This is a genomic window from Hafnia alvei (genome assembly GCF_034424155.1).
In the GTDB taxonomy this organism is placed as follows: domain Bacteria; phylum Pseudomonadota; class Gammaproteobacteria; order Enterobacterales; family Enterobacteriaceae; genus Hafnia; species Hafnia alvei.
The window spans coordinates 2773235-2797911 of sequence record NZ_CP139992.1 but is presented as its reverse complement, the minus strand read 5'-3'; the positions used below and the strand labels follow the sequence as shown (position 1 = coordinate 2797911).

19 protein-coding genes are annotated in these 24677 nt (G+C 49.2%); 14 read left to right on the top strand and 5 right to left on the bottom strand.

What is annotated here, in order from left to right:
- Positions 1-389 precede the first annotated feature (389 nt).
- Positions 390-818 carry a nucleotide triphosphate diphosphatase NUDT15 gene (locus U0008_RS13190; protein WP_043493944.1) on the bottom strand — a complete coding sequence of 143 codons (429 nt, stop codon included), beginning with the start codon at positions 816-818 and terminating at the stop codon, positions 390-392.
- Between the two features lie 260 nt (positions 819-1078).
- Here U0008_RS13190 and fruB point away from each other — a divergent pair, with 260 nt between their 5' ends.
- Genes fruB through fruA form a run of 3 tightly spaced genes read left to right on the top strand, consistent with a single transcriptional unit; the run spans position 1079 to position 4856 of the window.
- Entirely contained in the window at positions 1079-2212 is a 1134-nt protein-coding gene (gene fruB, locus U0008_RS13185; protein ID WP_043493941.1) for a fused PTS fructose transporter subunit IIA/HPr protein, read from the top strand.
- Positions 2213-2214: 2 nt separating this feature from the next.
- Positions 2215-3153 (top strand): 1-phosphofructokinase, encoded by a 939-nt coding sequence (fruK, locus tag U0008_RS13180; protein WP_025798139.1) that lies wholly within the window; start codon positions 2215-2217, stop codon positions 3151-3153.
- Between the two features lie 14 nt (positions 3154-3167).
- On the top strand, positions 3168-4856 hold the full coding sequence (gene fruA / locus U0008_RS13175) for a PTS fructose transporter subunit IIBC (RefSeq protein ID WP_043493937.1): 1689 nt from the start codon (positions 3168-3170) through the stop codon (positions 4854-4856).
- 76 nt (positions 4857-4932) lie between these two features.
- Here fruA and nfo read toward each other — a convergent pair whose 3' ends face one another.
- The 3 genes from nfo to U0008_RS13160 form a co-directional block, all read right to left on the bottom strand.
- On the bottom strand, positions 4933-5790 hold the full coding sequence (gene nfo / locus U0008_RS13170) for a deoxyribonuclease IV (protein ID WP_043493935.1): 858 nt from the start codon (positions 5788-5790) through the stop codon (positions 4933-4935).
- A gap of 832 nt (positions 5791-6622) precedes the next feature.
- The gene (locus U0008_RS13165; RefSeq protein WP_043493932.1) at positions 6623-7711 is read right to left on the bottom strand and encodes a YeiH family protein; all 1089 of its coding nucleotides are present in this window, start codon (positions 7709-7711) and stop codon (positions 6623-6625) included.
- Positions 7712-7861: 150 nt separating this feature from the next.
- Positions 7862-8059, bottom strand: coding sequence for a hypothetical protein (locus U0008_RS13160; protein WP_131000392.1), 198 nt, complete (start codon positions 8057-8059; stop codon positions 7862-7864).
- A gap of 318 nt (positions 8060-8377) precedes the next feature.
- Here U0008_RS13160 and U0008_RS13155 point away from each other — a divergent pair, with 318 nt between their 5' ends.
- From U0008_RS13155 to cirA, 7 genes are all read left to right on the top strand, one after another.
- Positions 8378-8818, top strand: a complete 441-nt coding sequence (locus tag U0008_RS13155) for a universal stress protein (RefSeq protein ID WP_043493930.1) — start codon at positions 8378-8380, stop codon at positions 8816-8818.
- Positions 8819-9156: 338 nt separating this feature from the next.
- Positions 9157-10020, top strand: a complete 864-nt coding sequence (yieE, locus tag U0008_RS13150) for a DNA-binding transcriptional regulator YeiE (RefSeq protein ID WP_043493928.1) — start codon at positions 9157-9159, stop codon at positions 10018-10020.
- A gap of 199 nt (positions 10021-10219) precedes the next feature.
- Positions 10220-11704: an amino acid permease gene (locus U0008_RS13145; RefSeq protein ID WP_025798155.1), complete on the top strand. Its 1485-nt coding sequence runs from the start codon at positions 10220-10222 to the stop codon at positions 11702-11704.
- A gap of 255 nt (positions 11705-11959) precedes the next feature.
- The gene (locus U0008_RS13140; protein ID WP_269472265.1) at positions 11960-13105 is read left to right on the top strand and encodes an ABC transporter substrate-binding protein; all 1146 of its coding nucleotides are present in this window, start codon (positions 11960-11962) and stop codon (positions 13103-13105) included.
- A 56-nt stretch (positions 13106-13161) separates the two neighbouring features.
- Entirely contained in the window at positions 13162-14244 is a 1083-nt protein-coding gene (locus U0008_RS13135) for a FecCD family ABC transporter permease (RefSeq protein WP_040044609.1), read from the top strand.
- Positions 14241-15029: an ABC transporter ATP-binding protein gene (locus U0008_RS13130; RefSeq protein ID WP_043493926.1), complete on the top strand. Its 789-nt coding sequence runs from the start codon at positions 14241-14243 to the stop codon at positions 15027-15029. The genes U0008_RS13135 and U0008_RS13130 overlap by 4 nt, the downstream gene beginning before the upstream one ends.
- A gap of 238 nt (positions 15030-15267) precedes the next feature.
- Entirely contained in the window at positions 15268-17232 is a 1965-nt protein-coding gene (gene cirA, locus U0008_RS13125; RefSeq protein ID WP_162178818.1) for a catecholate siderophore receptor CirA, read from the top strand.
- Between the two features lie 71 nt (positions 17233-17303).
- On the opposite strand, the gene metG is transcribed toward cirA, so the two are convergent.
- Positions 17304-19358, bottom strand: coding sequence for a methionine--tRNA ligase (metG, locus tag U0008_RS13120; RefSeq protein WP_043493920.1), 2055 nt, complete (start codon positions 19356-19358; stop codon positions 17304-17306).
- Between the two features lie 339 nt (positions 19359-19697).
- On the opposite strand from metG, the gene apbC reads away from it, so the two are divergent.
- The 4 genes from apbC (at position 19698) to asmA (ending at position 24381) form a co-directional block, all read left to right on the top strand.
- Positions 19698-20810: an iron-sulfur cluster carrier protein ApbC gene (gene apbC / locus U0008_RS13115; RefSeq protein WP_040044606.1), complete on the top strand. Its 1113-nt coding sequence runs from the start codon at positions 19698-19700 to the stop codon at positions 20808-20810.
- A gap of 190 nt (positions 20811-21000) precedes the next feature.
- Positions 21001-21642 (top strand): uridine kinase, encoded by a 642-nt coding sequence (udk, locus tag U0008_RS13110; protein ID WP_025798168.1) that lies wholly within the window; start codon positions 21001-21003, stop codon positions 21640-21642.
- Positions 21643-21841: 199 nt separating this feature from the next.
- A complete protein-coding gene (gene dcd, locus U0008_RS13105) occupies positions 21842-22423 on the top strand; it encodes a dCTP deaminase (protein WP_025798169.1) in 582 nt (193 codons plus the stop codon).
- A 95-nt stretch (positions 22424-22518) separates the two neighbouring features.
- Positions 22519-24381, top strand: a complete 1863-nt coding sequence (gene asmA / locus U0008_RS13100) for an outer membrane assembly protein AsmA (RefSeq protein WP_043493917.1) — start codon at positions 22519-22521, stop codon at positions 24379-24381.
- Positions 24382-24677: the final 296 nt, after the last annotated feature.

Below are 24677 nucleotides of genomic sequence, written 5' to 3'. Positions count from 1 at the left end.
ATTGGTAATAAAAAAATCATGCCAACTATTTATTTTATATGTATATCAAATGGTTATTGGATGTTGTGGGTGCAAATTAACCGATTCGCATAAGGTTAATCTGATATCTGCATTTTTATGGTGCCCCATTATGGTGCGTCAGTGACGCTTGTGGTGCACCGCAGTAGATTTAAGGGAAAAGTGTCGATTTCACAATCTAAATTTAACAATTTTGTTTCAGTTGTGATAACTAAATCTAACTTTTGCCGAGAGGGAAGAGATTTTTGCACTGAAAAAGTGCATTTATTGGGTGAGAAGCGTTTGGGGTTGGCAAACTATACGGCAAATTCAGCGTTGAAAATGCCGTAATCATTTTTCGTGTTTTTGCGTTAAACGTGTAGTGATGAAAATTATTTGGTGATGGGTGGATGATAAAACTCGCCGTTTAGCCAAAGCTGAACACCGTGACGGCACGCTTCAAAGCATGGCTCAGGCATACGCTGAGGGTTACACCAACGCCACTGCTCGCACTTTTCAGGTTCGCGCAATTGCGGTTCGCCGCGCAAATAGGTGGCAACCATAATCATGGAGACATTATGCACACCTTCGTCAATCCAGGTGCCTAAATTATTGGTGACGCCGATCAGACGAGGTTCAGCCACAATCAGCCCAGTCTCTTCTTCTACTTCGCGAATGGCGGCCTGCTCGAAAGTTTCACCTTCTTCTAAGTGTCCACCCGGAATAGACCAGAAGGGCGCGTGGCTACCGCAGCGTTTCCCAAGTAATATTTGCCCTTGTGGGTTGGCGATAATCACACCAACGCCGACTTTAACTGTCATTGATACTCTCCATCAGCAAGCTTCAGCAAATTATCTCAGCTTCATCGATTTAATAACAGCACTTCAGCAAAAGTGTGCTGTTCTTCAAAAAATAGAAAACTCCTTCTGCGAATATCTTGCTTATAAAAAGGCCAAAGGCCAAACTCATCGAAACGATTCAGCGTTGTATTCGATCTGTTATTGAAAATACAGCGCACTTTTTTCCAAAAAGAGCTGAAACGATTCAATCTTGAATTTTGCCCAGTGTGAGAGGAGCGTTTATGTTTCACCTGTCCCCACAAGATATTCATCTTGCCGCTACGGCAAGTAATAAAGAAGAAGCAATTCAACAAATTGCAGCAGCACTGACTCAGGCTGGGTATGTAAGCGAAGGCTACGTACAGGGCATGCTCAATCGTGAAAAACAAACCTCGACCTATTTGGGGAGTGGGATTGCGATTCCGCACGGAACCACCGATACCCGCGAAATGGTGCTGAAAACGGGCGTGAAAGTTTTCCAGTTCCCGCAAGGCGTTGAGTGGAGCGAAGGGCAAAGAGCCTACGTTGTGATTGGTATCGCGGCGCGCTCTGATGAGCATCTGGCCTTGCTGCGTCAGCTGACGCATGTGCTAAGCGATGACAGCGTGGCGCAGCAGATGGCGCAAACCACTTCAGCAGAAGAGTTGCGCAGCTTGCTGATGGGCGAAAGAAGCGTTGCGGCTTTCCGTTTTGATGCAACCATGGTGGCCTTAGATATTGCCGCTGACAGCCTGATGACGTTGCAAGCTATCAACGCCGGTCGTTTACAGCAGGCAGGCGCCGTTAACGCAGAGTTTGTCAGCGATGTGATTACCCGTGCGCCGTTAAATCTGGGGCAGGGTATTTGGCTCAGCGATAGCGCGCTTGGCAATCAGGCAAGCGCCGCAGCGGCTGCGCGTCCACAAACTCCGTTTGAAGTGGATGGCGAGCAGGTTGGATTGTTGCTGACCGTGGCGATGGCCGATGCACAGCCTGAAGGCATGCTGGGTTATCTAAATTCGCTGCTGCAAAACAACCAAGCCGATCGTTTGCTGAAAGCAGCTGATGCCGCATCGCTGGTGGCTTTGCTGACCAGTGATGTGGCGGAAGAAGATTCCATCGTCAGCGCTGAATTCGTGCTGCGTAACGAGCATGGTTTACACGCTCGTCCTGGCACGCTGCTGGTTAACACCATTAAGAAATTTGAAAGCCAGATCACCGTCACCAATCTTGACGGTTCTGGGGTTCCAGCAAATGGGCGCAGCCTGATGAAAGTTGTCGCGCTGGGCGTTAAAAAAGGTCATCGACTGCGTTTCACTGCCAACGGTAGCGACGCGGCGCAAGCATTAGAAGCAATTGGTCAGGCTATCAATGATGGTCTAGGCGAAGGGGCATAAGAATGAGCAGAAGAGTAGCAACAATTACACTGAATCCGGCCTATGACTTGGTTGGCTATTGCGCGGAAATTGAGCGTGGCGAAGTAAACCGCGTTCAGACCGCCGGCCTGCATGCCGCGGGTAAAGGCATTAACGTGGCCAAGGTGCTGAAAGATCTTGGTATTGACGTGACCGTGGGTGGGTTCCTTGGCAAAGAGAACCAAGACGGATTTCAGCAGTTGTTCAGTGAGCTGGGTATCGCCAACCGTTTTCAGGTCGTTGCGGGCCGTACACGCATCAACGTGAAGCTGACCGAAAAAGACGGCGAAGTTTCTGACTTTAACTTCTCTGGCTTTGAAGTGACCAAGCAGGACTGGGAGCGTTTTGTTAACGATTCTCTAAGCTGGCTGGGACAGTTCGATATGGTATGTGTGAGCGGCAGCCTTCCGGCTGGCGTGGATCCTGATGACTTCACCGATTGGATGCGTCGCCTGCGTAGCCAATGCCCGTGCATCATTTTTGATAGCAGCCGTGAAGCGCTGGTTGCAGGATTAAAAGCTGCGCCTTGGTTAGTGAAACCAAACCGTCGTGAATTAGAAATCTGGGCTGGCCGTGAATTGCCAACGCTGGATGATGTGGTGGGGGCGGCCCATGCGCTGCGCGATCAGGGCATTGCCCACGTGGTGATTTCTCTCGGTGCTGAAGGCGCGCTGTGGGTTAACGCGTCGGGTGCATGGTTGGCTAAGCCACCGGCCTGTGAAGTTGTTAGCACGGTCGGTGCCGGTGACTCCATGGTTGGCGGGTTGATCTATGGTCTGATGATGCGCGAATCCAGCGATCATACGCTGCGCTTGGCAACGGCGGTGGCTGCACTGGCCGTAAGCCAAAGCAACGTCGGCATTTCCGATCGTACCCAGTTGGCCGCCATGATGGCGCGTGTTGACCTGAAGCCTTTTAATTAATTGAGGATGGCCACATGAAAACCTTATTGTTAACCGAAGGCGCTCAGGGACAGGCTCGTAGCTATCTCGCTAAGCGCATGCTAGAAAGCGTTGTTGCAAAACAGGATATCGCTTTGGTAGAGGCGGCTCAGGACGCGGAGCTTATCGTCGTTATCGGTGATGAACAGCCTCAAGACGCTACGTTAAATGGTAAACGTCTGTTTGTCGGCAGCGCAGAAAAAGCGATTCGTGAACCCGAAGCATTCTTGGCTCAGGCAAAAGCAGAAGCTCAGCCCTATCAGTTTGCTAACGCGGCGGTGGCTGCTCCGGCCAAAGGCCAAATGCGCGTGGTAGCCGTAACGGCGTGTCCAACCGGCGTAGCGCATACCTTTATGGCCGCAGAAGCTATTGAAGCTGAAGCCAAAAAACGTGGCTGGTGGGTGAAGGTTGAAACGCGTGGTTCTGTGGGCGCGGGTAACGAAATCACACCAGAAGAAGTTGCTGCTGCGGATCTCGTGATCGTGGCTGCGGATATTGAAGTTGACCTGAACAAGTTTTCTGGCAAACCGATGTACCGCACGTCTACCGGCTTAGCATTGAAGAAAACCGCGCAGGAGCTGGACAAAGCGCTGGTGGAGTCTGAAACCTTTACGGCGATGAAATCGACCTCATCAACGTCTAGCAAGAAGAAAGAAAGCGCAGGGGCATATCGTCATTTGCTGACCGGTGTTTCCTATATGCTGCCAATGGTGGTGGCCGGTGGTTTGTGTATCGCGCTGTCGTTCGTGTTTGGTATTGAGGCATTTAAACAGCAGGGCACGCTGGCTGCTGCGTTGATGCAGATCGGTGGTGGTTCAGCCTTCGCACTGATGGTGCCGGTATTGGCGGGTTACATTGCCTTCTCCATTGCTGACCGTCCGGGTTTAACCCCAGGTCTGATTGGCGGGATGTTGGCGGTCAGCACCGGTGCAGGATTCTTAGGCGGCATTATCGCTGGTTTCTTGGCAGGCTATGTGGCGAAAGCAATCAGCTCCAAATTGCATTTGCCGCAAAGTATGGAAGCGCTGAAGCCGATCCTGATTATTCCATTGGTGGCGAGCTTGATCACCGGTTTGGCGATGATTTACATCGTTGGTAAACCTGTTGCCGCCATTATGGAAGGTCTGACACATTGGCTGCAGGCGATGGGCACGGCTAACGCGGTGATCTTGGGTGCTATTTTAGGCGCGATGATGTGTACCGATATGGGTGGTCCTGTGAACAAAGCGGCTTACGCCTTTGGTGTGGCGCTGCTGAGTACCCAGACCTACGCACCGATGGCGGCGATTATGGCCGCAGGTATGGTGCCTCCGTTGGCGATGGGCTTTGCCACATTGGTTGCACGTAATAAGTTTGCCCAAAGCGAACGCGAAGGTGGCAAAGCAGCGCTGGTTCTGGGGCTGTGCTTTATCTCCGAAGGGGCCATTCCGTTTGCTGCGCGTGACCCAATGCGCGTTCTACCTTGCTGTATCGCGGGCGGTGCGTTGACTGGTGCGTTGTCGATGTTCTTCGGGGCTAAACTGATGGCTCCACATGGCGGCCTGTTCGTATTGCTCATCCCTGGCGCAATCACTCCAGTGATTCAATATCTGATTGCGATTGTGGCGGGCACGCTGCTAGCCGGTGGTTTGTACGCCCTGCTGAAACGTCCAGACGTGGAAATTGCGGAAGAGAAATTAGCGTAACTCACGGTTATCGCTGATATGAAAATGGGTGCCCACGCGGCACCCATTTTTTTAGCTATTTCTGTGTTCGGGTCGGTTATGCGGCCTGCTCGGCGGATTCTTGCTCTTTCAACCAAGCAATTTCTTCGGCCCAGATATCAGGATTAACGGTTTCTAAAATCAATGGAATTCCGTCAAAGCGCGGATCGCGCATGATCCAACTAAAGGCCGTTTTGCCAATATTACCTTCACCTAAGCTGTGATGGCGATCGACACGGCTATCGAAGGTGCTCTTCGCATCGTTAAGATGCATACCGCGCAGGTAGTTAAAACCAACGATACGCTCAAAGTGAGCAAAAGTTTTGCTGCATTCTTCCTCGGTACGTAAATCGTATCCTGCGGCAAAGGCATGGCAGGTGTCGATACAAACACCGACGCGCGACTTGTCTTCAACCCCATCAATAATGGCAGCTAAATGTTCGAAGCGAAAACCGAGGTTGCTGCCTTGCCCCGCGGTGTTTTCAATCACCGCAGTCACGCCCTGCGTTTTATCCAAAGCAATGTTGATGGATTCAGCAATGCGTGCGAGGCATTTGTCTTCGTCAATCTGCATCAAATGACTGCCCGGATGGAAGTTCAGCAGCGTCAGCCCCAGCTCTGAGCAACGCTCTAGTTCGTCAATAAAAGCGTCACGCGATTTCTCTAGCGCTTCCTCAACGGGATGCCCAAGATTAATAAGATAGCTGTCGTGCGGCAGAATTTGCGCGGGTTGATAGTGATATTGAGCACACGCAGACTTAAATTTATCGATAACGTCGCTGCTAAGCGGGGCGGCTTTCCACTGGCGCTGATTTTTAGTGAACAGCGCAAACGCCGTTGCATTTAATTCGTGTGCGCGAATGACGGCCTGATCAACGCCGCCGGAGGCACTGACATGGGCTCCAACAAATTTCATTTTTTTCTCCTCATTTTGGGAGGCATTATGGCATTGATGGGGAGGCGAATGAATAGGTGGTGGAGGTTACGTCCGTCTAAAATCCTGAGTCCTACATATACATCGTGTAGGTGTTCGAGCAAGGCGGCTCAATTGCCTTTATAGCTTAAGTATGGGGAAAGGTTACGTCCGCCTAAAGTCCTGAATTCTACCTATGCATCGTGCAGGCGTCCGTGTCGGAGGGCTCAATCGCCGCCCTCCGACGCCTCGGCTTGGCACCCCCTTCCAGCCCGCTACGCGGGTGCCCTCATTCATCATTCCGGTCTTAACGGAACGAACGGCAATCGCCATCCTGGCTCCTCCGTTCTTTCGCCTACATCCCTGTAGGCGAATCCTAACCTGCATGATTCACTCGGCTGTCCGGTAACGTGCCGGAAAAGGTCAAACCCAAAAGACAAAAGACAAAAGACAAAAGACAAAAGACAAAAGACAAAAGACAAAAGACAAAAGACAAAAGACAAAAGACAAAATCTTATCTGTTTTAAGTTTAAGTCATGGTATTTAGAGCAGTGAAAACAGGATGTTTTCACGAGGGGAGGAGGCGCCAAGGATGGCGCATGCCGACCCGGCGCGGAGATGGCGTCTCGGATAAAAGCGCGCGGGTGTTGGGTGCGCGCGCTGGCGCACCCGACTCGGTCGCCTTCAACTTAGTTTGTATTTGAATGCAGCGGCGGATAGGCGAACGAAACCTTACACCAATTCAGCATAGGCACTTGGCGGTCGAAACCTTACGCTAAAGTATCATAGGCAAAGGCGGTCGAAACCTTACACCACCGCTTTATACAAGCGTTAACTATATCCACATTCCCACAAAATGATTAATCAACGCCCCACCAACTACCAACCAAACAAATAAAATACTCGCCAGCAAAATAGGTTTGATCCCTGCCTGACGGATTGCGCTGATATGGGTAGTTAGGCCTAACGCAGCCATCGCCATGGCTAGCAAAATGGTGTCCAAGGTAATGAGCTGGTGCACGAGCGCCGCAGGCAGCAGATCGAATGAGTTAAAACCAGCGACGACGATAAAGAGCACCGCGAACCATGGAATGGTGATGGCTGATTTTTGTTTAGTTGCACTTTGTTTGCTGCTTGGCACACTGCGTGCAATAAAGCTGGATAAAATGACGAGGAACGGCGCCAGCATCATCACGCGGATCATCTTCGTGATAACTGCCGCATTACCCGCCTCATCGCTGATAGCACGTCCTGCTGCAACCACCTGCGCAACCTCATGGATGGTGGAGCCGATGTAAATACCGAAGCCTTCTTGCGTAGTTTGCAACCATTGGTAATGTTCATTGAGCTGGTACAGCCACGGATAGAAAAAGATCGCGATAGTACCGAAAATCACCACGGTAGATACCGCAACGGCCACTTTGCTGGCATCGGCTTTCACCACGGGTTCTGTTGCCATGACGGCTGCTGCGCCGCAAATACTGCTACCGGCACCGATCAGCATCACGGTTTGGCTATCCATACCAAAAACTTTACGCCCGACCCACATGGCCAGCAAAAATGTGGATGTTAGCGTTATGGCATCAGTGACGATCCCAGTCATACCAACGTCGGCTATTTGCTGAAACGTCAGACGGAAACCATACAGAATGATCCCTAAACGCAGGAGCTTCTGTTTGGAAATATGAACCCCGACGGCGCAGGGTGTTTCAATGCTGGGGTAAATTGTATTACCTAAAATAATCCCGAAGATGATGGCCAGCGTCAGAGCACCGAAACCGAGATTTTCAACCCAAGCGATATTGCCGGCCCACATGGCAACGGCGGTGATAGCGCCAGCAAGAACGAGCCCAGGAAGCAAATTTCCAAGTGCATGGAAATAATGGGGAGAATTTTTTTGTTCGAAAGCACTGTTTGCGTGCATGGCTATCGTACCTATAGCTGTATTACTGATGCGAATAGAGTAGCGGCAGACAGCTTAAAAAAGAAATTGATTATATATTTATAACCTAACGATATAAGTGGTAATGAGGATGGATAACCGACAGAGAGAGTCTTTGTCGGTTACGCCAAATTAGCGATGATGACCGCCGTTATGGCCGCCGTTGCCATGATGATTACCATGGTTTCCACCGTTGTTATGGGAACCGTTGCCTTGGTGCCAATCGTAATGCGGTGGAGGCGACGAATGGCCATGATGGCCTCTGACAATACATCCGCTTAATGATGCCGATATTAATAATAACGCTGCTATTTTAATCATAATTTTCATTTTATAAGGCCTATTGGAATCGTTATTTCGACCGCAGAATAGTATTTGAATTTCAGCCAAAATATAGGTTTAATCTTAAATGGGTAAATTAGTAATGTAATGATTTATATGGTTAATTTATTATATTGAATGTGGAGAGAATATGGAGAAATTAAGTATTTATTGTGGAGTTTTTCGCTCAAAGCGTGGCTGGGTTAATCGCGTGCAATGCTAATTAAGCCACACCTCACACTTTCGTGGCTGAAATATCTATTGACCGTTCAAATGTGCTATTACAAGGGAAGTGAACGACACATGTTGAACAGAAGGAGAAGTGAAATGGATTACGCCTATAAAGTCATTCTGGTTCCTGTTGATATTGAAGAACCCAAGCTTACCGAAGGGGCGCTTAACCATGCGGCCCATTTGGCTAAAATGTCGCATGCCAAAATTCGCTTGATGAACGTACGTCCTTCTATCCCAACATATTATATGGGTGAGCATCCTCAGCAATTAATGAAAATTCAGGATGACGCCACAACTAAAGTGCATAAAGAGTTAGAGGCACTCGGTGCTTCCCTTGATTTGTCATCAGATCAAGTCTCCGTCATGGTGACGTGGGGTTCGATTTATGATGAAATTTTAAAAGAGGCCGAAGCGTGCAACGCGGATTTAATTGTCGTAGGCTCGCGCCGCCCAAGCATGTCGACTTATTTAATAGGTTCTAATGCCGCGCGTGTTGTGCGACATGCTAAGACCTCGGTGCTTGTCGTTCGCTAAGAGCAACTTAGCTAGGAGTTGTGCCTAGCGTTATAGATATAGAGTGCTCCGTGGTTGCTTTGCATAGTTGCGTAACTTATATGCAATCACGGAGAATAAGATTATTACCATGCTAATTCATTCATTCCACTCTCATCGCTGCCGTAAGTACTCGGTAGTCGCTAATGGCAACGACTAGCTTAAAATCTAAAATTATCGTTAAGCCTCCTATAAATAGGGGCATTCGCGTTATACTTCACATATCCCTAGCCCTCTATGTTGGAGGCTGATATATGCTGCGCAGATAGGCATAGGGCATACATTTTATAAATATATTTTGACTGCCTTGGATCTTTTTTATGCACATTACCTTGCGCCAGCTGGAAGTTTTTACCGAAGTTCTTAAGTGTGGCTCGACGACCCAAGCATCGAGCGCGCTTTCCCTTTCTCAATCGGCGGTGAGCGCTGCGTTATCTGATTTGGAAACCCAGCTCTCGGTGCGTTTGTTTGACCGAGTAGGAAAGCGTTTAGTTGTCAATGAGCACGGTCGTTTGCTTTATCCCAAAGCCATGGCGTTACTGGAGCAGGCAGGTGAAATTGAGCATCTGTTCCAAAGTGAAGCGGGTGCGTTGCGGATAGCGGCGAGCAGTACGATTGGCAACTATATTCTGCCAAAAATGATTGCAGGCTATCGCCGCGATTTTCCTGCGGTACCGCTTGAGCTGAATGTGGGCAATAGCCGAGATGTGATTAATGCAGTTGCCGATTTTCGCGTGGATTTAGGGCTGATTGAGGGCCCATGTCATATGCCTGATTTATTAACTCAGACATGGCAACAAGATGAATTGGTGGTGTTTGCCGCGCCAGACCACCCGCTTTTGCAAGCGCCAGTTACGTTAGATGCGCTAGCTCAGGCACCGTGGATCCTGCGTGAGGCAGGATCGGGCACGCGTGAGGTGGTCGAGCATATTCTGCTGTCGCACCTGTCGCACTTTGATTTAGTGATGGAGCTGGGAAACTCAGAGGCCATTAAGCATGCGGTGCGCTATGGCATCGGCATTAGCTGTTTGTCACGCCGCGTCATTGAAGAGCAGTTGCAAACGGGTGTATTGGTAGAAGTTCCCGTGCCGTTGCCGCAACTAAACCGCGCGCTTTATCTTATTCATCACCGCCAGAAGCATATGTCCAAGGCGCTCGAACGTTTCCTAAGCTACTGTAGCTAGGTACTCAGAGACGATTCATCTTTTAGCAATAGCAGATGAACAAATAGACGCTACACTTAACAGTGGATTAACAGCTGACGCTAATAATCTACCGGCAATCATGAAGCTCTCTAATAAGATCAGATTGTTACTTTATGCAGGGGCCGGATTTGTTACAATCCGGCCTCTTCACTAATTATAGAGCAGATATAGGGTTCTAATGGCTCAGACAAACACTAAGACCTCCTCCACGGGGCGAGCACCGGCGCTGCGCCGGGAATTAAAAGCGCGGCATCTGTCGATGATTGCTATCGGCGGTTCTATCGGTACTGGGCTATTTGTTGCATCAGGTGCTACCGTTTCACAAGCAGGGCCAGGCGGCGCTTTGCTTTCCTATATCATCATCGGCTTGATGGTGTATTTCTTAATGACCAGTTTGGGTGAGCTGGCGGCATTTATGCCAGTATCAGGCTCATTCTCTACCTACGGTTCACGCTACGTAGAAGAAGGTTTCGGTTTTGCGCTAGGTTGGAACTATTGGTACAACTGGGCGGTAACTATCGCGGTTGACTTGGTGGCAGCGCAGCTTGTGATGGGGTATTGGTTCCCCGATACGCCAGGCTGGATTTGGAGTGCGCTATTCCTTGGCTTGATGTTCTTGCTGAACTACATCTCCGTTAAAGGTTTTGGTGAAGCGGAATATTGGTTCTCTCTGATTAAAGTGACAACGGTCATCATCTTCATCATTGTCGGTGTTGCGATGATCGCGGGTATCTTGAAAGGGGGAGAGCAGGCCGGTTTCCATAACTGGACGATTGGTGATGCGCCGTTTGCAGGAGGCTTCGCCTCTATGATCGGTGTCGCGATGATCGTGGGCTTTTCGTTCCAAGGGACAGAGCTTATCGGTATTGCGGCGGGCGAATCTAAAGATCCGGGCAAGAATATCCCAATGGCGATCCGTCAGGTATTCTGGCGTATCCTGCTGTTCTATGTGCTGGCGATCTTGATTATCAGCCTGATTATTCCTTATACCGATCCAAACCTGCTGCGTAACGACGTGAAAGATATCTCTGTGAGTCCGTTCACGTTGGTGTTCCAGAATGCGGGTCTGCTGTCTGCGGCAGCGGTAATGAACGCCGTTATTCTGACAGCGGTGCTGTCTGCGGGTAACTCGGGGATGTATGCCTCAACGCGTATGCTGTTTACGCTGGCCTCCGAAGGGAAAGCGCCGCGTATTTTTGCCAAGCTTTCTGCAGGCGGTGTTCCACGTAATGCGCTGTATGCGACCACGGTTGTTGCGGGTCTGTGCTTCCTGACCTCGATGTTTGGTAACCAAGAAGTGTATCTGTGGTTGCTGAATACTTCAGGCATGACGGGTTTTATCGCCTGGCTGGGGATTGCCATCAGCCATTATCGTTTCCGTCGCGGCTATGTCAGAAAAGGGCTGGATCTGAACGCACTGCCTTATCAGTCAGGCTTCTTCCCAGTAGGGCCAATCTTTGCCTTTATCCTTTGCCTGATTATTACGCTCGGTCAGAACTATGAAGCATTCCTCGATGACCGTATCGATTGGTATGGCGTAACGGCAACCTACATCGGTTTACCGTTGTTCCTGATTATTTGGTTCGGCTACAAGCTAGTGAAAGGAACGCATTTTGTTCCCTATAGCGAGATGGAATTCCCAGTGACTAAGATTGACGACTGAACCTGATCGTTAATCCTTTAAAAGGCGGCCTGTGGGTCGCCTTTTTGCGTACTGGGAGAGGCTAAACATCACCAATCAAAAATGGCTAGAAAAGAAATAATAACCTTTCTAATTAAAAGACCAGTGAAATTAATAAGTTATCGGACTTAACAGTATGAGAAATAGGGGCAATAAAATAAATAAATCACATTGATAAGTATTATCATTTGCTTTACCATTTTGTGCACTTATGGAATTAGAGCAGGAGTGGTGAAGGTGAAAGACACCGTGAAAGGAAGAAAATCGCGTTGGGGTATTCAATTACTCGCTGCGGCGACTCTGATGGGAAGTATCAGTTCTTGGGCTGCCACGGTAACGGATATCGCCGGGCGTAGCGTAGAAGTCCCGGCTAAGGTTGACCGAATTCTCCTTGGAGAAGGGCGTTTATTCTATGCAGTCTCCCTGCTTGAAGGCAAAAAACCGTTCGACCGCATTGTGGGTTGGCAAGGTGACTTCCGCAAACTCGATCCACAGACTTACTCTGTCTATCAGGCTAAATTCCCTGAAATCGATAAAATCCCTCTGATTGGTAACACCACCGCAGATAGCGTTAGCCCAGAAAAAGTATTGACGCTAAATCCTGACGTGGCGATCTTCGGCCTCTCTGGCCATGGCCCTGGTCGCGATAGCCAACTGGTGAAACAGCTGGAAAAAGCTGGTGTGCCGGTGGTGTTTGTCGATTTCCGTACTTCTCCGCTGAAAAATACGCTACCGAGCATGCGTTTGCTGGGCAAAGTGCTGCACCGTGAGCAGCAGGCTGAGAATTACATCAACTTCTACCAAGACAATGTGCGCTTGGTAACCGATGTCACCAGCAAGATCCCTGATAACCAAAAGCCTAGCGTTTTCATTGAGCTAAAAGCAGCAACCAGCGATGACTGCTGCGGTACCGCGGGTAACGGCAATATGGGTGATTTCATTGATTTGGCCGGTGGTAACAACATCGCGAAAGGCTTACTGCCGGGCGCACTCGGGCAAATTAACCTCGAAAAAGTGTTGTCAGCGAACCCAGATGTTTACATCGCTAGCGGAGCAAAAGCTCCCGACGCTAAAGATCCTGGCATTAAATTAGGTGCGAAGGTCACCGAGCAACAGGCAAGAGACAGCTTGAACTCGGCGATGCAGCGCACCGGCATCAGCACGCTGAAAGCGGTACAGGATGGCAATTCTCATGCTATCTGGCACAGCTATTACAACTCGCCATATAACGTTTTGGCGGTTCAAGCCTTTGCTAAATGGATTTATCCAGAGAAGTTTGCTTCGTTGGATCCTAAAAAGACCATGGATTCCATGTATCAGCAGTTCCTTGCTGTCGACCCAAGCGGCACCTATTGGGTTGATGCTAAAGCGTCGAATCAGTAATAAGAATCAACCCTGCCAGCCGCCGCCAGCAGGGTTGACCTGTCACAGGTAACAACATGAGTTCAACCACTGAGCCAATGAGCGCTGCAAAACGTTACGATGCCAGCGAAGTCAAAGGTCACTACCAGCGTATTGTGCGCCATCGTCTGATGATAATGGGCGTTATCGTGTTAGCAATCTTAGGATCGCTAATCCTTGATTTCACTATGGGGCCTTCCGGGTTGTCATTAAGTACGCTTTGGCAAACGCTGTGGCAGCCTGAAATCGCGGATGCAGGCACCCGCGTTATTGTTTGGGATATTCGTCTGCCTTATGCGTTGATGGCTATTGTTGTCGGCTTAGCGTTGGGGTTAGCCGGTGCTGAGATGCAAACCATCTTGAATAATCCGCTGGCTAGCCCGTTCACGCTGGGCGTATCTTCGGCGGCGGCCTTTGGTGCCGCACTGGCGATAGTTTTAGGTATTGGTTTTCCGGGCATCCCCGATCAGTGGTTTATCTCCGCAAATGCCTTTATTTTCGCGCTGTTTGCGGCATTGATGCTAGACGGTATTACGCGCTGGACGCGGGTGGCGACATCAGGCGTGGTGTTGTTTGGTATTGCGCTGGTCTTTACCTTTAACGCGTTGGTTTCGATGATGCAGTTCATTGCCACGGAAGATACGTTGCAAGGCTTGGTTTTTTGGACCATGGGAAGCCTTGCGCGTGCCTCATGGGAAAAACTGGGCATTTTACTGTTGGCCTTTGCCATTCTGATGCCGATTTCAATGATGAGCTCGTGGAAATTAACCGCGCTGCGTTTAGGTGAAGATCGTGCCGTGAGTTTTGGTATTGACGTTAAGCGTCTGCGTTTAGGCACATTGCTGCGTATCAGTATCTTGTCTGCATTAGCCGTGGCGTTTGTGGGGCCGATTGGTTTTATTGGCTTAGTGGCTCCGCATATTGCCCGTTTGATTTTCGGTGAAGATCATCGGTTTTATTTACCGGCCAGCGCATTGATTGGTGCGCTGGTGCTGTCGATGGCGTCCGTGGCGTCAAAAAATCTGATCCCAGGCGTAATTATTCCTGTCGGCATTGTGACATCGCTGGTGGGCGTACCTTTCTTCCTCAGCATCATTTTGCGCCATAGGGGGAATGTATGAATCTTGGATTAGAGATTTCACATTTTAATGCGGGGTATCCGCGTCGTGCGGTGATTGAGGATCTATGTGTATCTACGCTGCCTCGCGGGAAAATCACCGTTCTGTTAGGGCCTAACGGCTGCGGAAAATCCACGCTGCTGCGCTCTTTGGCGGGGTTAAATCGCGCTTCTGGCCAGCTTTTACTCGATGGCAACGATCTGATGGCACAGCCATTCAGTGAACGAGCCAAGCAGGTGGTTTATCTGCCGCAGTCTTTACCGGCGGGCGTTCATCTTCATGTGTTGGAGTCCATTATCGTGGCGCAGCGAGCGTCCGGTGGTCTGAGTCGCCAAGGCAATGAAACGGAAGTGATGCGTTTGCTGGAGCAGCTTGGGATTTCACATTTAGCGCTGAGCTATTTGGATCAGCTGTCTGGAGGTCAAAAGCAACTGGTGGGATTGGCTCAATCATTGATTCGCCAGCCTTCGCTGTTGCTGCTTGATGAACCGCTGAGTGCCTTGGATTTGAATTATCAATTCCACGTGATGGACTTGGTACGCCGTGAGACTGCACGCCGCAATATTGTCACCGTGGTGGTCGTACACGATATCAATATCGCGCTGCGTCATGGCGATCATGTATTGATGTTAGAAAACGGAAAGCTGATTGCGGATGGCAAACCCGCTGAAGTGATTACGCCAGAAAGTTTGGCTCGCGTGTATGGCGTCCGTGGACGCATAGAACACTGTTCGCAGGGAATGCCTCAGGTTGTGATCGACGGATTGGTTGCGGAACCCTCCATCTAACCCTTTCCCTGCCAGCGCATTAATAACGGCGCTACCTGTTAATCATTTAATTGGGCTATCCGTTGCGGATAGCCCGATGCGATAGTTTTTGTCTATCACCAGAACAGATGTTTTTGTAGAAGTAGGCATTTTTATTGAAGTGAAAAAGTGGGCTGAACGGCGCCATAAGAGCGCTACACCTATTAAATAATAATCATTCTAATAATTATTTAAAATTAACCTCATGGAGATTTACCAAATGGCTAAGGCAAAACTTAACCCGTTAGCAACTTTATTGCGCGGGGGGCTTTGCGTACCGTTATTCATCGCAGCAGCACCAGTGATGGCCGCGGAAGGGGATGATGTGATGGTTGTCACCGCTTCAGCAACTGAACAAAACCTGAAAGATGCACCAGCCAGTATTAGCGTCATTACACGCGAAGACTTGGCTAAAAAGCCGATTCAGAACTTGAAAGACATTTTGCAAGAAGTGCCGGGCGTGCAGCTGACTAACGAAGGTGATAACCGCAAAGGCGTGAGTATCCGTGGTTTAGACAGTAGCTATACGCTGATCTTGGTGGATGGCAAGCGGGTCAGCTCACGTACGGCGGTGTTCCGCCATAACGATTATGACCTAAGCTGGGTACCCGCTGAGGCGATTGAGCGTATCGAAGTGGTGCGCGGCCCAATGTCTTCGCTTTACGGCTCTGATGCTTTAGGCGGCGTAGTGAACATCATTACCCGCAAAGTGGGTAAAGAGTGGCACGGTTCCCTGAGTGCCGATAGCACTATTCAGGAACACCGCGATCGCGGCGATAGCTATAACGGTAGCTTCTATACCAGCGGCCCGTTGATTGATGATGTGCTCGGGGTAAAAGTCTTTGGTAATTTGGGCAAGCGCGAAAAAGATGATGCCCAGAAATCGACGACCAGCAAAACGGGCGAATCGGGGCGCATAGAAGGATACACCACGCGTGATGCTAACGTTGAGTTCGCATGGACGCCAGAAGTGAATCAGGACATGACCTTTGGCTATGGTTTTGACCGTCAGGATCGTGATTCTGATTCTTTGGATAAAAATCGTCTGGAACGTCAAAACTATTCGATTGGTCACAACGGGCGTTGGGATTTAGCGAATACCGAAATTCGCGCCTATGGTGAAAAGATCGATAACTACAACGAAAACCGTATCACGGCGAAAAACAACGCCATCGACGGTAAAGTTGTTGTGCCCCTCGGTGAGCTGAATCAGCTATTCACACTGGGTGGCGAATACCGTAACGATAAACTGAGCGATCCGGGTAATCTGAAGGGCAGCGGTTCAACGTCGGCCAATCAATACGCGCTGTTTGTGGAAGATGAATGGCGGATCTTCGAGCCGTTGGCCTTCACCGGCGGCGTGCGCATGGATAACCACGAAGATTATGGTGTTCACTGGAGCCCGCGTGCCTATTTAGTTTATAACGCGACGGACACCGTGACGGTAAAAGGTGGCTGGGCAACTGCGTTTAAAGCGCCATCGTTATTAGAACTGAGCCCTGATTGGCAGTCAGCTTCTTGCCGCGGGGCTTGTAGTATCGTCGGTAGCAAGGATCTGGATCCTGAAACGTCCGAAAGCTTCGAACTGGGCTTGTACTATGCTGGTGATGAAGGGATGTTGGACGGTGTGAATGCCAGCGTGACGGTGTTCCAAAACAATGTGAAGGACATGATTAACGTTAATCGTACTTCTGATAAATCGGCTGCACCTTCCTATCCAAACTTTGTTGGTTTTGATAAAGAGGGTAAGCCCATTTTCCGTTACTACAACGTTGATAAAGCGCGCATCAAGGGCGTTGAAACCGAGTTGAAAGTGCCGTTTACCGATGCGATAAGCATGAGCATGAACTATACCTACAACGATGCACGTGACTTAACCAATGATCGTCCACTGAGCACTCAACCGTTCCATACGGCGAACAGTACGTTAGACTGGAAGCCAATCGAAGATTGGTCATTCTATGTATCGGCTAACTATTCTGGCAAGCGCCGCGTGGTGTCTAGCTCGGATAAACCATCTGGCGGCTATACCGTTTGGAACACCGGTGGTGCTTATCAGATGACCAAAGATCTGAAGCTGCGCGCGGGCGTGTTGAACCTGTTGGATAAAGATCTGAATCGTGATGATTACAGCTATAACGAAGAAGGCCGTCGCTACTTTGTGGCTGCAGATTACACGTTCTAATTCATTGTTTGATTGAACGTACTGTATAAAAAAACCCGCCAGATTGGCGGGTTTTTTGTTGGTTCAGGAAATTATTTAACCTGATGACCCGGTTGTGCACCGCTGTCAGGGCTGAGCAGGAAGATATCTTTTCCACCAGGGCCTGCGGCCATCACCATGCCTTCAGACATGCCGAAGCGCATTTTACGCGGAGCCAAGTTAGCCACCATTACGGTTAAACGGCCAACCAACACGCTTGGATCCGGATAGGCAGAGCGAATACCAGAGAATACCTGACGGGTTTCACCGCCGAGATCTAGCATTAACTTCAGCAATTTGTCCGAACCTTCAACGAACTCGGCGCTTTTGATTTCAGCAATGCGCATATCCACTTTGGCGAAATCATCAAAGGTGATGGTCTCTTGAATCGGCTCGTCGGCTAATGGGCCAGTCGCTGGTTTGGATGCTGCAACGGCGGCTGCCGCAGCGGCTTTACCTTCTTCAATCATGGCTTCAACTTTCGTCATTTCGATACGGTTAAACAGCGCTTTGAAAGCGTTAACCTGATGGTCGAGCAACGGTTGGGAGATGCTGTCCCAAGTCAGCTCGGTATTCAGGAACGCTTCAGTACGCTCGCTTAATGAAGGCAGAACCGGTTTCAGGTAAGTCATCAGAACGCGGAACAGGTTAATCCCCATTGAGCAGATGGCTTGCAAATCGGTATCGCGGCCTTCTTGCTTCGCGACGACCCACGGAGCTTGTTCATCAACATAACGGTTGGCCAGATCGGCTAACGCCATGATTTCACGAATAGCTTTACCTGACTCACGGCTTTCATAGGCTTGAGCAATTTCATCCGCAGCGTCAACAAAGGTCTGATAAAGCGCAGGATCGGCTAAGTGTTCAGACAACTTGCCGCCAAAGCGTTTATTGATGAAACCGGCGTTACGAGAAGCTAAGTTCACGACTTTGTTAACGATATCGGCATTTACGCGCTGTACGAAGTCTTCCAGATTTAGGTCGATATCGTCGATACGCGAGGAGAGTTTTGCCGCATAGTAGTAGCGCAGGCAATCGGCATCCAAATGGTCCAGATAAGTGCGCGCCTGAATAAAGGTGCCACGGGATTTGGACATTTTGGCACCGTTAACGGTGACATAACCATGGACGAATACGTTGCTTGGCTTGCGGAAGTTACTGCCTTCCAACATGGCTGGCCAGAACAGGCTATGGAAGTAGACGATGTCTTTACCGATAAAGTGATACAGCTCGGTAGAAGAGTCTTTTTTCCAGAATTCGTCGAAGTCCAGATCGTCACGCTTGTCGCACAGGTTTTTAAATGAACCCATGTAGCCGATAGGCGCATCTAGCCATACGTAGAAATATTTACCCGGCGCATCAGGAATTTCAAATCCGAAATAAGGTGCATCGCGGGTGATATCCCACTGCTGTAGGCCAGATTCAAACCATTCCTGCATTTTGTTCGCGACCTGTTCTTGCAGTGCACCAGAACGAGTCCATGCCTGCAGCATTTCGCTAAACGACGGCAGATCGAAGAAGAAGTGTTCGGATTCACGCATAATCGGCGTGGCACCAGAGACAACAGACTTAGGCTCGATAAGCTCGGTTGGGCTATAGGTCGCGCCGCAAACTTCGCAGTTATCGCCATATTGGTCTGGAGACTTACATTTTGGACAGGTGCCTTTCACGAAACGGTCTGGCAGGAACATGCCTTTTTCCGGATCGTAAAGCTGAGAGATAGTGCGGTTTTTAATAAAACCGTTTTCTTTCAGGCGACCATAAATCAGGCTAGACAGTTCACGGTTCTCTTCGCTGTGCGTGGAGTGGTAGTTGTCGTAGCTGATATTAAAGTCGGAGAAATCTTTCTGATGTTCCTGACTCACGGCAGCAATCATCTGCTCAGGCTCAATACCTAACTGCTGAGCTTTCAGCATGATAGGTGTCCCGTGGGCATCGTCCGCGCAGATAAAGTGCACTTCGTTGCCGCGCATTCGCTGAAAACGAACCCATACGTCTGCCTGAATGTGCTCGAGCATGTGGCCGAGGTGAATTGAGCCGTTGGCGTACGGAAGCGCGCACGTCACTAGAATTTTTCTTGCGCTTGCTTGGGAGGTGACTGAAGCCATAGTGGATTTGCTGTCTCTTTTAAGAATGGAACGGTGCTAAAGATGTTACCTGATTGAGTCCGATGCCGCTAGGCTGCTGTGTTTGTTAAGCCATTTTCTTTGTTAATGCAGGGAAAGTAAGTTGCATAACGCGCAGTGAATGGAGTTCTGGTATGCTTATTAACGTTCTGTCGATAAGTAAAATGGCTGTATAAGTGAATTATGTCAGCGAACAAAAATATACCCGTCATACTTCAAGTTGCATGTGCACCGCCACCTTCATGCCGCTCGAATTATTTGGGTACAAATACGCTTTACAGCGCCATCTGAAGATAAAAATGAATGACACAAGGAGCCGGGATGAGCAATAAATCCCATGAAACGTCCACTCCCGAAGCACTGCGGACGCAGGTCAGTGAAATTCTCGCTGCCTTTACCCACCCAACACTGAATCACCCGCTGAGTGCGCTTAAAGCTCTGCATCATTGTGCACTGCTCGATAACACCCTGCATATTGAACTGATGATGCCATTTGCGTGGCAAAGTGGTTTTGCCGCATTGAAAGAGGCCACCAGTGCCGAGTTGTTGCGCGTGAGCGGTGCAAAAGCGGTTGAATGGCGTCTTTCACATAATATTGCAACCTTGAAACGAGCCAACGATCAGGCCGGAGTGAAGGGTGTTCGTAATATTATTGCCGTGAGTTCTGGCAAGGGCGGGGTGGGTAAATCCAGCACCGCCGTGAATCTGGCGCTAGCGTTAGCCGCTGAAGGCGCGAAGGTCGGGATTTTGGACGCCGATATCTACGGCCCATCGATTCCAATGATGCTAGGTACGCCAAACGAGCGTCCTACGTCACCTGACGGTCAGCATATGGCGCCGATCATGGCGCATGGTCTGGCAACGAATTCCATCGGATATTTAGTCACCGATGATAATGCGATGGTGTGGCGTGGCCCAATGGCGAGCAAAGCGTTGCTGCAATTACTACAGGATACGCTGTGGCCTGATCTGGATTATTTGGTGCTGGATATGCCGCCAGGCACCGGCGATATCCAGCTTACGCTGGCACAGAACATCCCGGTTACCGGTGCAGTAGTTGTGACAACACCGCAGGATATTGCGCTATTGGATGCGATGAAAGGCATCGTCATGTTTGAGAAAGTCCATGTGCCCGTATTGGGCGTGGTTGAGAACATGAGTATCCATGTGTGCAGCAACTGTGGATTCCACGAGCCAATTTTTGGCACCGGTGGTGCAGAGAAACTGGCAGAGAAATATAAGATCCGTCTGCTCGGTCAACTGCCGCTGCATATTTCGCTGCGCGAGGATTTAGATCGTGGTGAGCCAACCATGGCCTGTCGTCCAGACAGCGAATTCTCACTTATTTACCGCCAATTAGCAGCTAACGTTGCAGCCCAGCTGTACTGGCAGGGTGAATCAATCCCGACCGAGATTGCATTCCGCGCGCTGTAAACGTTGCAATGACATTTTGAATATAAAACGGGCATCCCAGCAGATGTCCGTATTTTCACTGATTAAAACCTGCAAAATTCTGGTATCAGCCAGCTTTACTCCCTATAATTGCCGCGTCCCAAGCACGCAGCCCTGAGCTGTCTCTGCTTAGCCTCCCGTCGAACATTTAACACCAGGTCTTAAAAATTATATGACTGACAACTCCCATCAGTGCGTCATTATTGGCATCACGGGCGCATCTGCCTCAGGCAAAAGTTTGATCGCCAGCACACTTTATCGTGAATTACGTGAACAAGTGGGTGAGGAGCACATCGGTGTGATCCCGGAAGATTGTTACTATAAAGACCAAAGCGATCTGACGATGGAAGAGCGGGTTAAAACGAACTACGATCACCCAAGCTCGATGGACCATAGCTTGCTGTTTCAGCATTTACAGATGTTAAAAGCAGGCAAAGCCATCGAACTTCCGCAGTATAGCTACGTTGAACATACCCGCAAGCAAGGCACCATTCATTTAGAACCTAAGAAAGTGATTATTTTGGAAGGCATTTTACTGCTGACCGATGCACGCCTGCGTAATGAACTGAACTTCTCCATTTTTGTTGATACTCCGCTTGATATTTGCCTCATGCGTCGAATGAAGCGGGACGTTAACGAACGTGGTCGTTCAATGGATTCTGTTATGGCTCAGTATCAAAAAACAGTGCGCCCAATGTTCCTGCAGTTTATTGAGCCGTCTAAGCAATATGCCGACATTATCGTGCCACGTGGTGGGAAAAACCGTATTGCGATTGATATTCTGAAAGCTAAGATCAGCCAGTTTTTTGAATAACCGATTTCGTTTTCTATTAAAGCCCGCTTAATGCGGGCTTTTTTGTCGGCCAGTTTTGTTAATTGTCGTAATATTTGGGAAACGATGTCTATTTTAAAAGCAACAAACCGTTTGAATCATTTCAGAATATTAGGGGTTCAGGTACTATGTCTTCTTAGTTTGCAGCCATTGCTGCTTTGCCTGTAACGGAGAGAAAACCATGAGACTTTGTGACCGCGATATTGAAGCTTGGCTAGACGCGGGAAAACTCACTATTTCACCTCGCCCACCGGTAGATCGTATCAACGGTGCCACCGTCGACGTGCGCTTGGGAAATAAGTTTCGTGTTTTCCGCGGGCATACAGCACCTTATATCGATCTGAGCGGACCGAAGGCGGAAGTTGCCGAAGCGCTAGAACGTGTCATGAGCGATGAAATTATCCTTGGTGAAGAAGAGGCCTTTTTCTTGCATCCGGGCGAATTGGCGTTAGCCGTTACGTTAGAATCTGTGACATTACCCGCTGATTTAGTTGGTTGGTTGGATGGACGCTCTTCGCTTGCACGCCTAGGATTGATGGTGCACGTTACGGCACATCGCATCGATCCAGGCTGGCAGGGATGTATCGTATTAGAGTTTTATAATTCTGGAAAATTGCCTTTGGCATTGCGCCCCGGAATGCCGATTGGCGCACTGAGTTTCGAACCGTTATCTGGCCCTGCTGCACGTCCTTACAACAGCCGCCAAGATGCAAAATATCGTGATCAGCAGGGTGCTGTCGCGAGCCGTATCGATAAAGATTGATGTGTATAATTACCGCGGGTGTGAGTTTTCGACGCAGTTTATCCCGAACCTAAACACTACGGTTTTACAACGCTTGCCTTGAGATAGAGGATGGCATGAGACGATTTCTGACGACCATAGTCATTTTACTGGTTGTGTTAGCGGTTGGTATGACGGCGCTGGTATTGCTGGTGAATCCCAATGACTTTCGTAGCTATATGGCGAAGGAGGTGCAGCAGCGTACAGGCTATGACCTACAGCTAGATGGCTCTCTGCGTTGGCATGTTTGGCCTCGTCTTAGTATTTTGTCTGGGCGGATGTCGCTGACGGCTCCAGGCGCTGCGCAACCTGTGGTCAGTGCGGAAAACATGCGCTTGGACGTTGCCTTGTGGCCACTCTTATCTCATCAGCTTGACGTTAAGCAGGTGATGCTGAAGGGTGCAGTGATTCGCTTAACGCCAGACAGCGACGCGCAGAAGCCGGAGAATTCACCAATTGCTCCCTCGGGTTCGCGAGAACCGTCTAAAGACGTTGCGTGGAAGCTGAACATTAAAAAAGTTCAGATCAAAGACAGTTTGTTAATTTGGCAACAAGATAAAGATGACCAAATTAATATGCGCGATATTAATTTGTCGATCGATCAAGACAGCGAACGTCAGGCCTATATTGAGTTTTCAAGCCGTATTAATCGTAACCAACGCGATCTCAGCTTTAAGCTGGCGGCAAACGTAGATTTGAGTAGTTACCCACAGCGCTATAGCGCCATTGTTTCCAGTTTTGACTATCATTTGGCAGGCGTTGGATTACCTACGGATGGGATTGCAGGGCAGGGAAGTGCAACGGTCAGTTATCAATTACAGCCACAGTTGCTAGATATCTCGAATTTGCAGATAACGGCTAACCAAAGCCAGCTTCAGGGGCGCGTTCAAGGCTCAGTGCAGGCCGATGGTGAGTCAACATACAAAGTTGATTTAACATCAGCGGCGCTCAACCTAGATAATTTATTGGGCTGGCAGCCGCCAAGTGATTCAGATGCAGGCAGTGCCAACACCTCTCAGCAGAGTGGCCCTCGCTCGCCCGTTACCTCTAATTCTCAAACTATTTCTCAGCCTGGCGAAATGGCATTTTTACGCGACTTTAATGCCGACGTAAAAATTCAGGCCAACCAAATTGTCTATCATGGATTGACGATCGCTGATTTTTCTCTGCAGGCGCAAAACCAGCAGGGTACAGCGACGTTGCAGGACCTTAGCGGCAAGCTTGGGCATGGAACGTTTAAAACGCAAGGGACGATTTCTGTCGTTGATAACCAACCTGCGCAAATGACGCTTACGCCGCAGATTGAAAATATCGCGATGGGGCCCGTGTTGCATGCGTTTGGGCAGCCAGAAACGTTTGTGGGCGATCTCACGCTAACCGGAAAGTTTAATGGTTCAGGCGTCACATTAGCAGACGTTATGCAACGTTGGGACGGTCATGCACATATATCGATGGCTAACGCACGGCTTAACGGTATGAATATTCAGCAGTTGATACAGCAAGCGGTTGTTCGTAGCCACTCAGAGGTTACCGCTGCAGATAGCTACACGGATTACACCAAAATTCAGGAGCTCAAAGCGGATACCGTACTGCGACAGGGTAATCTGCGTATTACTCAGTTCTTTGGCCGCTCTGAAATTTTAACCGCGGGTGGCTCTGGACTGATAAACCTTGATAAACAACGTTGTGATATGAGCTTAAATGTTCGCGTTCTTGATGGGTGGAAGGGCAAAAGCAACGTGGTTAAAACCTTGCAAAAAGCGGTGATCCCACTACGAATTTACGGCCCTTGGCAAGAGCTGAGTTACTCGCTGGATGTTGATAAGGTATTACGCAGCGAGCTGGAGCAAAAAGCCAAAGATGCATTAAATAATTGGCTTGGGAAACACCAAGATTCGAAAGAGAAGAAAGATTTAGAGCGCTTACTGAAGAAGCTTTAAAGACTTAAGGTGTGATTTCACATTAAGCCGCAGCAATTTTGCTGCGGCTTTTCTATTTTAATTTCTGATTTTTTCTTATTTCAAAAAAAGATGAAATGCAATTGAGATTCCTTGAAGCAAGCGACCAATCACAAACTTGTTACGGCAAAAACAAACACGGGAAATCGTTGACCAAAGTCAGTAAAATCATCAGCCTTTTTCGGCAGAGTTCGAGAGTTTAATTGGTTAACTGGCGCAGTGGTGGTGGTTTGTTCGTTTTTTCGCCATTGAGGCTATTCAAGTTCCGCAGAGAACTT